This window comes from Candidatus Nitrosopumilus sp., assembly GCF_965263415.1.
Taxonomy (GTDB): Archaea; Thermoproteota; Nitrososphaeria; order Nitrososphaerales; family Nitrosopumilaceae; genus Nitrosopumilus.
Genome location: NZ_OZ253671.1, coordinates 892,806 through 905,477, shown reverse-complemented (window position 1 = coordinate 905,477; position 12,672 = coordinate 892,806). Strand labels below are relative to the sequence as shown.

At 35.5% G+C, this 12,672-nt stretch carries 12 protein-coding genes; 2 read left to right on the top strand and 10 right to left on the bottom strand.

The window, feature by feature from the left end:
* Positions 1-23: 23 nt before the first annotated feature.
* Positions 24-572, bottom strand: a complete 549-nt coding sequence (locus ACQY22_RS05970; protein WP_428323795.1) for an NUDIX hydrolase — start codon at positions 570-572, stop codon at positions 24-26.
* A 74-nt stretch (positions 573-646) separates the two neighbouring features.
* Between ACQY22_RS05970 and ACQY22_RS05965 the strand changes: the two genes are divergently transcribed.
* Positions 647-1,384 (top strand): 5,10-methenyltetrahydrofolate synthetase, encoded by a 738-nt coding sequence (locus ACQY22_RS05965; protein ID WP_428323794.1) that lies wholly within the window; start codon positions 647-649, stop codon positions 1,382-1,384.
* Here ACQY22_RS05965 and ACQY22_RS05960 read toward each other — a convergent pair.
* Both ACQY22_RS05960 and ACQY22_RS05955 read right to left on the bottom strand, forming a co-directional pair.
* Positions 1,381-3,879 carry a dihydropteroate synthase gene (locus ACQY22_RS05960; RefSeq protein WP_428323793.1) on the bottom strand — a complete coding sequence of 833 codons (2,499 nt, stop codon included), beginning with the start codon at positions 3,877-3,879 and terminating at the stop codon, positions 1,381-1,383. The two genes, ACQY22_RS05965 and ACQY22_RS05960, sit on opposite strands and share 4 nt — an antisense overlap.
* A 32-nt stretch (positions 3,880-3,911) precedes the next feature.
* Complete coding sequence (locus ACQY22_RS05955) at positions 3,912-4,874, bottom strand: homocysteine S-methyltransferase family protein (RefSeq protein WP_428323792.1); 963 nt, start codon at positions 4,872-4,874, stop codon at positions 3,912-3,914.
* 113 nt (positions 4,875-4,987) lie between these two features.
* Between ACQY22_RS05955 and ACQY22_RS05950 the strand changes: the two genes are divergently transcribed.
* Positions 4,988-6,088 (top strand): MFS transporter, encoded by a 1,101-nt coding sequence (locus ACQY22_RS05950; protein WP_428323791.1) that lies wholly within the window; start codon positions 4,988-4,990, stop codon positions 6,086-6,088.
* A 6-nt stretch (positions 6,089-6,094) separates the two neighbouring features.
* Here the strand turns inward: ACQY22_RS05950 and ACQY22_RS05945 are convergent, their stop codons facing one another.
* The 7 genes from ACQY22_RS05945 to ACQY22_RS05915 form a co-directional block, all read right to left on the bottom strand.
* Positions 6,095-6,418, bottom strand: a complete 324-nt coding sequence (locus tag ACQY22_RS05945) for a hypothetical protein (protein WP_428323790.1) — start codon at positions 6,416-6,418, stop codon at positions 6,095-6,097.
* 50 nt (positions 6,419-6,468) lie between these two features.
* Complete coding sequence (locus ACQY22_RS05940) at positions 6,469-6,885, bottom strand: universal stress protein (RefSeq protein ID WP_428323789.1); 417 nt, start codon at positions 6,883-6,885, stop codon at positions 6,469-6,471.
* A 77-nt stretch (positions 6,886-6,962) separates the two neighbouring features.
* Entirely contained in the window at positions 6,963-7,346 is a 384-nt protein-coding gene (locus ACQY22_RS05935; RefSeq protein ID WP_428323788.1) for a VOC family protein, read from the bottom strand.
* A 56-nt stretch (positions 7,347-7,402) separates the two neighbouring features.
* Positions 7,403-10,033 carry a 6-bladed beta-propeller gene (locus tag ACQY22_RS05930; RefSeq protein ID WP_428323787.1) on the bottom strand — a complete coding sequence of 877 codons (2,631 nt, stop codon included), beginning with the start codon at positions 10,031-10,033 and terminating at the stop codon, positions 7,403-7,405.
* Between the two features lie 81 nt (positions 10,034-10,114).
* Positions 10,115-10,873, bottom strand: coding sequence for an ABC transporter permease (locus ACQY22_RS05925; RefSeq protein ID WP_428323786.1), 759 nt, complete (start codon positions 10,871-10,873; stop codon positions 10,115-10,117).
* A gap of 5 nt (positions 10,874-10,878) precedes the next feature.
* Positions 10,879-11,643 carry an ABC transporter ATP-binding protein gene (locus tag ACQY22_RS05920; RefSeq protein ID WP_428323785.1) on the bottom strand — a complete coding sequence of 255 codons (765 nt, stop codon included), beginning with the start codon at positions 11,641-11,643 and terminating at the stop codon, positions 10,879-10,881.
* Complete coding sequence (locus ACQY22_RS05915) at positions 11,640-12,668, bottom strand: ABC transporter substrate-binding protein (RefSeq protein ID WP_428323784.1); 1,029 nt, start codon at positions 12,666-12,668, stop codon at positions 11,640-11,642. The genes ACQY22_RS05920 and ACQY22_RS05915 overlap by 4 nt, the downstream gene beginning before the upstream one ends.
* Between the last annotated feature and the right edge of the window lie 4 nt (positions 12,669-12,672).

Sequence of the window (12,672 nt, the reverse complement as noted above, 5' to 3'; positions counted from 1 at the left end):
GCGGAGCTCTTTTTAAATGAATCTCAGGATTTTAGGCTATCATGTATCTGTTTTAGGATTCTAGCAGAGGCACCCCAGACAATTTTGTTTTCATATTCAAAGACGAACATTTCTTGGATTATGTTGTGGGAGGGATCAGGATCATGTGCCATAGTTTTCAATAAAGAATCAAGAGGCATATGAAAAATTTTCTCAACTTCTCGATTTGGTGAAAGAGAAGGAATCTCATTGACAATAGCAACAAATGGCAGTATCTTAAATCCAGAATTCAAAGTAATCACAGGTTCGAGTTGACCAACTACTTGGTCTTTTGAAATTGTCAAACCAATCTCTTCACTTGTTTCACGTAATGCAGTATCCAAAAGATCTGAATCATCTGAATCTAATTTTCCACCAGGAAATGAAATTTCACCTGCATGAAATTTCATGTTCTTTGGTTTTTCAGTCATAACAACGATTGGATCATTTCCATAAATTACAACTAGAACTGACGCCAACCTATATTCTCCAGGATCTTCAATGACAGGATGAATTGCACTAGTAAGAGTTGATTTGATATTTTTAAGAATCATTTTTCTTCTTTCCTACTTTTCCATATGGGTTTTGGTATTCAAAGGTTTTAACCAAGGATACAAAAAATGACAATATGACAATCAGGTATGAAGCTAATCCACCTAAAATTTTACCTGATGTAGATATTGATCAATCAATAAAAAAATTCATTGAGAGGATAAAAGATATTTCAAAAAAATGTGATGCAATTCATCTTACAGAAAATGTGTTAGGATTTCAAAGAGTGTCACCATTAGAAGTAGGAAAAATAATTAAAAAAGAAATTCCAGATTTGCCAATTACAGTAAGCCTTAGAGTCAGAGACAAATCCGAAGAAGAAATTTTGGAATTTGTTGAAAAATGTATTGATACTGGCTTTGCAGGAATCCTAGTTTTGATGGGTGATCCGTCACAAACAGGAAAGTCAGATTCTGGGCAGATTCCTAGTTTGACGATAAAAAAACTAAAGGAGAAAAATATAGATTCAAAAATTGATTTGTATCTTTCAGTTTCAAACAAGCCAAACTTCTCTAAACTTGGAAAGAAGACAGATGCAAAACCAAAAGGATTCATGACTCAGGTAGTTCAGAATGCGGGACAAGTACAAGCATTAGCAGACAATCTAAAAGAATTCTCAATCATTCCAATCATATTGTTTCCTTCACAAAAAAATGAAAAATCTGCAAAATTTTTGGGTTTGGATTTAGAATCATATAGTCAGGAATTTGAAGAGTTGTTGAAAAAAGCACACAATATTACAGGTGACGTATTGCTCACATCTCCAAATGACTTTACTGGATTAAACGAGTTTTTGAGTAAAACTAGTTTCTAAAGTACAAAATATTGTGCTTTAGGGTGATGTACAACTATTGCTGCAGTAGATTGTTCTGGAATTATTTGGCCTGATTCAGTCAATTCCATTCCAGATTTTTGAGGTTCTAAGAGTTTCCAGACTAATTGATGTTGTAATACATCAGGGCAGCTAGGAAAACCCCAAGAATATCTCAGACCACCCGCATCTAAATTCAGTTCAGATTTTATTTTTCTATTAATCCATTCAGCTAATGCTTCTGCAACTTCAACTGCTAATCCATGAAGATAATATGCATCAGTGTACTTGTCTTCTTGATTCCATTGTTCAATAATATCTGCAACTTTGTTTCCAACTGTTACTGCCTGAAATGCGACAACATCATTATCACCAAAATAGTCAGTCAAACATAGATGCTCAGGTTTTGTAGAACGAGGAAAGTCAAAGGATACATCATCACCATGAGGATTCTCTACAGATAGTTTTCCATCCTTGTTATTACATTTGAAATACCCATAAACCACTTCGGGTTCAAACAGTTTTTCTCGAATTATTCTTATCTTCCATTGACTCAGCAGTTGTTCGTGATCAGCTTCTGATTCAGAGCCCGCTTTACCTCTTAGACCCCAAGAAAGTTTGAAGAGTGATTTTTTGTCAATTAGTTGCCATACTTCATCCATCTTGATTTGTTCTGCTTTTAGGCGAATAGGCTCACCAATAATTTTCGGAGTAGGGGGTTGTACTGGTTTGATATCACTTTTTGGTAAACTAGCAGGATCTACTGTGGCAGTAGATTTTTCTTTCCAGTTTTCTAATTTTTCTTTCCACTCTGCCAAGAGTTTTGGTTTTTCATCAGAGACCAAAGTATCCATTGTTTTTAGGCCTTCAAACATCGTATTACAGTAAAAGACGCCAGACTCGTAGATTCCATCTTCCTTTGCAATTCGATTGATGTAATTGCTGTTGATTGCTGCCCCTCCACAAAGAATCGGAATATCCATATTGTTTTTTCTTGCATGCTCTACAAAGAACTGCATCTGTTTTGAAGTAGAAACTAGTAATGCAGACAATCCAACTGCATCAGGTTTTACTTCATCAATTTTTTCAAGAAATTGTTGCAAAGGGACTTGTTTTCCAAGATCATAAACAGTATAACCGTTATTTTGAAAGATAGTCTTTACCAAATTCTTTCCAATATCATGTACATCACCATAAACGGTTCCTAAAACTAATTTTCCTTTACTAGAGCCCTCTTCTTTGACCAAATATTTTTCAAGTTCACTGACAGCTGCCTTCATACATTCAGCAGATTTCAAAACAAATGGAAGGATTAATTCCCCTGCTCCAAATTTGTCACCTACTTCCTTCATTGCAGGTAACAAATCTTCATTGAGAGTTCTGATTGCACCATCATGAGTTGTTTCAGGAGGGGCATCAAGTGAAAGAACCCCATCAGTGTCTTTTAGAATTTCATTTTTGTCAACCTTATCTGCAATAGCTAAAACAACATCATTTTCTATTCCATCTTTGAGTCTGTTAACGATTCTAAAGTGAGCCTTCTTTCCTGCAGGCCAAGATGGGTCTACATCGACTTTCTTTGATGCAGTACTAGTTTGAGGTCCAGCATTTTCAAAATATGTGATTAGTTCAGATAGTGCATTAGGATGAGTGTTAAAGATTAGATCTTCTGCAAGTTTTCTTTCTTTTTCATCTATCTCCCCATAGGGGATAATCTCTTTTGCATTAACAATTGCAGTATCAAGACCAGACTTTATTGCATGATGCAAGAATACAGAGTTTAGAATTTTTCTAGCATATGGAACCAGTCCAAAACTAATGTTGCTTAGACCCAAGGTAGTAAAAGAATCAGGGAATTTTTCTTTAACTAGTCGAATTCCTTCAAGAGTGTTCTTTCCTGCTTCAAGAAATTCGTCTTCTCCTGTTGCAAGTGTAAATGTCAACACATCAAAGATAAACTGTTCAATTTTTAATCCATATTTTTTACCAGTTTCAAAAAGTAATTCAGCTGTTTCTAGTTTTTCTTGAGGAGTTTTTGCCATTCCGTTTGGTCCAATACATAATGCAATCGCAGGCAAACCATACTTTGACATTATTGGTGCAAGTTTTTCAAATCTACTTCCATCACCTTCAAGATTAATAGAGTTGATTATTGGTCTTCCTGGAATCTGTTTTACAGATGCATCAATTACATCAGGATCAGTAGAGTCGATTACAAGAGGAGCATCTACCTCCAAGCTCAAACGCTTTACTAGGTTTAACATGAAATCTTTTTCATCAGAGCGTTCAGTTGTTGCAACACATACATCAAGACAGTGTGCACCATCTTCAACTTGGGTTCTGCCTAAATCAACTAGTCCATCATAATCATCTGCAAGGACTAGTTGTTTTGCCTTACGAGAACCTTGGGTGTTGATTCTCTCTCCAATAATTAATGGAGCAGGAATTTGTTTGAGATCAACTGCCTTTAATGCGGAACTTACTCTAGGGGTTGTCAATAGTGTAAAATCATCTCGGTTTTTCTAAATACTTAACCCTCGACAGAGTTGGCTTTTTCGTCAATTACTTTTCTTAGAACTTTGATGTGTTCAGGATTTGTTCCGCAACAGCCTCCAATTATTCGGACTTTTTTGTATTGATTAAGAAAATCACCTAATGCATCACCCATTTTATCAGGAGTCATCTTGTAAACTGCCTGTCCTCCCTCATTTTCAGGCATGCCAGCATTTGGAACCACCAAAATATTATGTTCATTTTGCTCATCAAGCCATCTAACACTTGGAGTCATCTCAATGGGACCAGTAGAACAATTCATTCCAAAGACATCAATCCCCATATCAGAAACAGTAGTGTATGCAGCTTGGATGTTTGTTCCAAGCAACATTTTGCCATATTGATCTAGTGTTGTATTTGCAATTATTGGAACCTTCTTTCCAGTTTTTCCCATTGCTTGATGACATGCTTCAATTACTAATTTTACCTCCAAAATATCCTGACTTGTTTCAATTAGTAATGCATCTACTCCACCAAGAATCAATCCCTCTACTTGCAGTTCAAATGCTTCTCTAATTTCATCTAGAGATTTTTGTCCCAAATCAGGATCATTTGAGCTTGGTAAAAATCCTGAAGGCCCCATAGAACCAATCACATATCGAGGTCTGTCAGAATATTCTTGACATACTTCAGATGCAAGTTGTGCAATTTTTTTATTAAATTCAATTGTTTGATCACCAAAACCATATTCATCTAGTTTAATTTTGTTTGAGCCAAAAGAGTTTGTTTCAATACAATCAGCTCCGGCATCTAAATAATGTCTGTGAATTTGTTTAATCCAATCAGGATGAGTAACTACTAAACCATCATTGAATCCATCTTGATTGTTTGGAAAATCTTCAGGTTTTGGATTGAATTTTTGAATTTCAGTTCCCATTGCACCATCAAAAAGTAAGACTCTGTTTTGCAATGCATCCAAAAATGGTTCTTTTTCAGCCAATTTAATTTCAAAATAAGTTTGTACAGTTTAACTCTTTTCAGAAAAAACAACTAACTGTAGTAGTAATGATACGTATGTTGAAATTAGGTCAGAGGTAATTTTTTGATACATTTATGCAAAAAGTTCAAGTAAACAATCTAGTACGTAGTGCCACATTTTTTCAGCACGCTGGAATCTCAATTGTCTTTGTGTTCATGCCCATTATTGCCCAAGGCGTCACAGAATCAGTCTTTGAGATAGGCCTTTTGGTAGCCTCATTTAGCTTTGCCCAGATTCTCTCTGAAATCTACTTTGGTAGACACTCAGACAAGAAGGGAACTAGGCTCAAATTCATCAGAATTGGATTCATTGGTTGTGCAATAGCATTTGGAATGCATTACTTTGCAACAGATCTTTCCATGTTCTTCTTGGTAAGAATTGCAGCAGGAATTGCAAGTGGAATAATGATTCCTGCAATGATTGCATATACCTATGAAGCAAACGTCGACAAAAAAAGAGCTGCAACAGTAATCTCATTTCATGCATTAGGATGGATGGCAGGAATTGCAGCAGCTGGACTAGCAAATGACTTGCAATTAATTTTCTTGATTAGTGCGGCATCATTTGTAGTTGGTTTGTTGTTTACAATCAGACTACCAAATCCTGAACAAGAAAAAGAGGTAGAACCTGGAACAACAAAAAAAGTTATTTCAAAAAACAAGTTTCTTTTCTTGTCATTACTACTAAGACACATTGGTGCTGCAGCTGTTTGGGTAATTCTTCCAATAATGATTGTAGATAAATGGGGAGGAGAACTATACCACATTTCAATTGTATATACAGCAAACACAATGACTGCTTTTATCTTGATGAATGTAATGGCAAGCAAGATTCATCTCTCAAATATTACTAAATTCAAGATAGGGGTTGGTTCTACGACATTTGTGTTTGTAGGATTGTCATTTGTAACTGAGTGGTGGATGGCAATGCCATTCATGTCACTAGTTGGTGCCACATGGGCATTTCTTTTCATTGGAGGAAACTTTCATCTAATGGACAACAACCCACGTTCAACTTCAACTGGAATATTTAGCTCAACACTATCAATTGCTACTGTAGTTGGTCCCGTAATTGCAGGAACAATTGCATTTTTGTTTGATTATGTTGCTGTGATGTACTTTGCAATTGCAATTATTGTATGTGCATTCGCAGTATCGTTAAAGGTAAAAAAATAACCAGAACTAAATCAATTTTTTAAGTACATTAAAGGCAATATTGTGTTTTTCAGGCGTAATCCATAGTCGTTTGTACACATGAAAATCAGTCTCAAGCACAATTGCTTTTTTCTTTGCAGGCCTTGTTGCATCAAAATGAAACCAATCTCTAAAATTATTAGAACCTGAAATTCTCAATCTACCAGAAAACAAACCCATCTTCTTTTCAGAAATTTTTTTGACATGAGATAGTTTGACGTCTTTTTTGCCCCATGGCAAACACCAAGACTTGAATCGAAGTTTATCTTCAAAGATTTGGATATGTTTATCAGAATACAGAATCTTTGACATGTGTTATTATAGTTTATTTTAGATTTAAAGATCTTGTGTTACAAAATTTCCTACTTTATCAAATACACAGGTATTTTGGATTTTTGAAGAACATGATTGGATACACTACCAATCATATCTTTGGATGCACTTCCTGAACCAGTGGTACTCATTACAATGTGATCAAATTTTCCTGTTTTTGCAGTATGAAGTGTCACATGTCCTGGTGAGCCTCTGAGAATTTTTGTTGTAAATTTTACATTTTTGTTTCCTGCTCGTTTTTCTGCTTTTTTGAGCAATATTTTTCCATCTTCTTGGAGTTGCTTATCAAATGTTTTTGTTCGTGGACCTCCATCAGCCACATGGGGGATTACATGAATACAAGTTACTTGTCCATGAGTAAATCCTGCCAAAGTTAGAGCTCTGTCTAAAGCTTGAAAGGATTTTTTTGAACCATCGAGTGGAACTAAAATTCTATTAAGATCCATTAATCATTTCCAAAAATACCTACATATTAACAGTGAATCCTATTTTCACAAAAAGAAATATGAAAAAGAAAAATAATTTAGCAGGCTTTCAGAGTCTGCCAAATTCCAATAATGTTTCCTTCAGTATCTTGCACTCGAGCATATAATCCAAAATCACCGACTTGTATTTTTGGCATTATTGTTTTGCCTCCTGCAGATTCAATTTTGGCAATATGATCATCAAGAGATGGAACATCAATTACAATAACTGGATGATTTCCTGTAGGATCTTTTTTCAAGAGACCACCATTAATCGAACCAGGTTCCTTTGGTTTCATGTTCTCATCACTTGGAGTGGTTACAGCAAGAAAGTAATCCATTTCTGGAAACTTTGTTATTTGCCATCCAAAGACATCTTGGTAGAACTTTTGTGCTCTTGATTCATCATCAAAAGGAATTTCAAAATGTACTACTTTGTTCATACAGGCTCAAAATTATAATAATTGATAACCTTTTTTCCAATAGTTTATGGAAAAAATTATTTAAACAAAGATTTGAAAAATCCAAAAATGTTTTCAACAAAAGATGGTTCTTCAGATAATTCTTCAGAAGGTTCTTCATCAATACTAACTACGCAAATTCCATCCACCATTTCAGTTCCCATTCCACATCTAATCTCTGAAGATTTAGGAGTAGAAGTTAATTCAGCATCATTTTCGGACAAGGAGGACTTGTTTATCGTTGAAGCTTCAGGTTCAGATACCATGTTTAGTTTTATAGAATTTATCATTGTAGATATATCATCAACATATCTAGAATTATCTACTGCAGGTCTCTCAATGAAATGTATCAACACAAAATGATCTTTTGTTAAAAGTAAAGTGTAATTGATTTTAGAGAATTGATCTTTGTCTGCTTCGTTACAACTTATTTGAGATTGAAAAGATTTCACACCATCAACAGTATGGGGTTGAGGTAAAATTAAATCACAAGACATGGCACCGAGTCGATTCATCAGATCATAATGATGTTCTTGATACGAGGCAAGAAAAGCAGCAGGGCTCTGATTGACAAACAAATCATCTTTTGTTCCAATATCAACATTCAAAGAATCCACACCAGGCATATGCCTGGAATTATCAGGAAAGATTCTAGCTGATGACACCAAATGATCAAAAGACTTGTGCAAGTATTCATCTAGTGGTTTTTCTACCAGATCACCAACATTAGTTACAAAGCTGTAATCACGTACAGTCCAATCATCATGTAAGATTATTTCAAATCCGGCATCAGAGTTTCCATATATTTTTGGAAGATGTTCAGTTGTAAACCTGAATGAGTCAAGAAAAGCAGTTAATTGCTCATTTGTAAATTTTGGAGCAAACATAGTAAGTGAGGAAACATCTAACTCTGTTTCATATTGCATATTGACAATCATAATTGACAAAATATCATCATCATTTACAATATCAGTAATAATTACAGTCTGGGTAGCGCTTATTTTTTCAGGAGTTTCTGTTTCATATGTTGTTTCATGGATTACTTGATATGCTTTGTGATTATCAACACTAGTTATTTCTGAAGAGGTGATAGTAGAAGAATTTGGTTCTAAGTTGTTTGTAACAGTATCAGTAAAAGTTATAGATCTTTTCTCCAAGGTCTCCAAATATTTTTGGTCATCTATGGAATTTGCATGATCAGGTAAATTTTCAATTATGATACGACTGTGTGGCGGATATCCACCAAATTGAATAATTTGTTCTGCGTCATCATAGTCAGACAAAGAAGGAAAGTCAATCAAGAACAGTAGGGGGGAGGGAAAATCAATTGTAAATCCGTATTCTGTATTTTGATAGGATTGAACCCCATCAACAATACCTAGCAGACGATGTTGATCAGGAGTATAATCTGGATATATTGGAAGGGTGGGTACAGTAATGGGTTCATCAAGACCCACTGCTTCATAGATTGACTCGTACTCAGGATAATTCTTGTCAAACCAATCTCGATAGTTTTCCTCATTGTTGTATCTGTCAACATAATGTTGAGGATCTTTTGATGGATCTACAAAAGATGCAATAGGTTTTGTTGTATTATCAAGTGTTTCTGTTGTAGTTGAAGGAATTGCTGGGACAGTGGGTTCAGGTTCTTTTTCAACAGTTATGGATTGAGGAGTATTTGGAATTTCTTCTGCCTCATTGTCAGGTTGTTCAACAAAGAGATCTACAGGATTCAAAACAAATTTTTGAACAAGTTGATGATTTGTATCTGCGATAAACAAATTATCTAAATTATCAATTGTAATTCCAGATGGAGCATAAAATGTGTCATCAGTAGAATCACCAACTCTATGAACATAATTTCCTTGAGGATCAAAGATTTGGAGTGAATCATCAAAGCTGTCAATAACATAGACATTACCTTTACTATCTACTGCAACATCCACAGGGCTAGTAAATTTTCCAGGTTCTGAAATACCACTCACAGATTCACCAAATTCAAATAGAAAATTACCATTCTCATCAAACTTTAGAATTTTATCAAGATTATTTTCAGATGCATAAAGATTTCCTCGGGAATCAATATCCATATCCATAATGAATAATGCTTCTCCTTTATCAGCACCGTCTTGACCATAGATGTCTTTTAATGTCTCATCAAGATTAAATTTGAAAATTCTTCCACTGTTTGCAACAAAAACATTGTCTTCCTCATCAATGTGAATGCCACCCATATTCAATCTAGGCAAATAAGAAAAAGCAGAATCACCAAAAGTATTTAGATAATCTCCAGCAGAATTAAACTTTAGAACTCTTTGATTTCCACCATCAACAACATATAGATCACCTGAACTATCTATGGCAATGTCCCTAGGTTGAGTCATTTCACCCTCACCTGAACCATGAGTGCCAAATTGGAAAATAAATTTGCCATTAGAGTCAAATTTTAGAATTCTATGGACATCAGTTTGAACCACAAAGATATTCCCTTGATTATCAACTTCTAACTTGTAGAAATTATTAGGTGAACTATCTGTAGGGGTTAACGGAGTAAAAGAAAAATCAAATTGTAATAAATTGTCTGTGTCAATATTATCAAAATCTGCTATTGCAAAAGGAGCAATGCTAATAGTAAATAAGACAAAGACTACAGAAGAAGAAAATTTCATTTTATTTGTCTTTAAATGAGATATTCATAAAGTATTCGACGAAATGTTTGAATCCTATAAAGATTGAACCATTTTCAAGGATCATCGCAAGCCCCATCTGGACATTACCTTGTCTTCAAGTTTTTTGAAGACAACTCCATCTACTGCAAGACCAATTCCCATGATCACAAGCATGATTCCAATTACCTGAGAAACATCATTTAGAGAACGTCCAGCATTAAGTAAAAAGCCCAATCCCAGGAATGAAAAGAGGATTTCTGCACCAATAACACCTCTCCAGGCAAAGGCCCAGCCTTGCTTAAAGCCTGAAATCATGTACGGAAATGCTGCTGGAATAAGCACAGCAGTTACAAGTTGACTGCCCTTTGCACCCATATTTCTTGCAGCCTCTATAAAGTGGGGATTGATGTTTTTGACGCCAGTGTAGGTGTTAATCGTTACAGCAAAGATTGCACCAATTGCAGTAACAAAGATAATTCCACCATCAGTCAAACCAAACCAAAGAATTGCAAGTGGCACCCATGCAATAGATGGAATTGATTGCAATCCCAATACCAAAGAACCAACTGTTTGATTCACAACTTCAACTCTTGCCATAAAGATTCCTAAAACAATACCACCAGCAATTGCGATTGCAAGTCCTACTGCCAATCTCCACATACTAGTTACAATGCCATAAAACAGACTCGCATCAGATGCACCATAAGCCAAGTCTTCAGCTACTTCATAGGGAGATGGAAAAACATTGTCTGGCCAAAGTCCAGTCATTGCAATTATTTGCCAAACAACAATGATGCCAATATAAAAAGCAATTCTGTGAGGTGTGTAATTTTTTGCCATGATAATCACTGTTTGTTTTTCTTTACCTCAGGTCTTAGTTCAGATAACAAGTCTTGTTGGAATTTCAATAATGATTCATCTTCAGAAACTCTAGGTCTTGGAAAATCATTATCAACTTCTTTTTTAATTATTGATGGACGATTGCTAAACACTACAACTTTGGTTCCAAGAACTGCAGCTTCTGCAACACTGTGAGTTACAAATAGAATAGTCTTCTTTGTTTTTTCCCAAATCAATTGCATTTCAACTAACAACAAATCACGAGTTTGTGCATCAAGTGCTGCAAATGGTTCATCCATTAATAATACATCAGGATCCATTACAAGAGCTCTAGCTATTGCTACGCGTTGTTTCATTCCTGTTGAAAGTTGATAAGTATACGAATCAGTGAACTTTGTTAATTGCATCATGTCAAGATACCTGTGAGATATTTTGGCACGTTCTTCTTTTGGAATACCTGCCATCTTTAACCCAAACTCCACATTATCTTGTACTGTGAGCCATGGAAACAAGGCACCCTCTTGAAAGACCATGATTCTTTCAGGTCCAGTCTCAGTTACAGGGCGGCCATCAAAGAGAATCTGACCATCATCAGGCTTTTCCAAGCCTGCAACTATGCGCAAAAAGGTAGATTTTCCACATCCAGAAGGCCCTATCAAACATACAAAGTCACCAGACTCTACTTTGAGGTCAATCCCACCCAGAGCCTTGAGTTTATGAGAATCATGGTTAAAGTACTTGACAATGTTTTTGGCCTCTAGTTTGGTCATCGAGTATTAGCCTCCTCTAGAGAATTTGTATCAAAGCTGTAAAAAATTCCAGACAAATCATATCCATTTCTTCCAAGATATCCCAATGCATCGGCTTTTTCAGCAAAAGAGAAGACAGAGTGGGGTTTAGGATCTGCAGTTATCAAAATATTTGATAATGCGATATCCACAACATCATCAGACAGAGATTGTCCAAGGTATGAATCTAGAAAATCATTAAAAACAATTCTAGTATCTATGGGATTTGTTTGAATCCAGATTGTTGTTTCATGATGTGCACGGATAAACTCTGCAATAGTTGCACTGTTTTCTTCAACATAATTTACATTTCCAATCAATAAAACGGATGCAAATTCTTGGTCAGGCCAAAGTTCTTCTTCATGGAACAATCTTTTTCCATCAAGTTCAGTTTCTAATATTGTGGCCCAAGGTTCTGCAACCCATGCACCATCAATGTCACCTTTTACAAATAATGTGTAAATGTCAGGATTTGGGATATTGTAAACAACAACACTACCTCCTTTCTCAGCGGGCTTTAGTTGGTTTTCATCCAAAAAGTGTCGTAGTGAAACATCTTGTGTGTTGCCAATTTGAGGAGCTGCAATTTTTTTGCCTGCAAAATCAGATGCAGTATTTATTTCAGAATCAGGATGAACGATAAAACTTGCACCTCCACTTGCAGCACCTGCAAGTATCTTTACATTGTTATTCTCAGAATTTAAAAATCCATTAATTGCAGGTCCAGGTCCAACATATGCAACATCAACTGAATTTGCAAAGAGAGCTTCTATTGCTTGAGGTCCACTATCAAAAACTTTGGTTTCAATTCGAGTACTATCACCAAGATGTTCTTCAAAGAATCCCTTTTCTATTCCTACAATTGGAATAGCATGTCCGATGTTTGGAAAGTATGCAATTCGGAGTTTATTCTCATGAGTATTATCATTAGAACTAAGAGCAACTCCAAGTACTGAAAACACCACAATTGCTGCAATACCAGCAGAAATTGCCGTACGAATTTTCATAAAA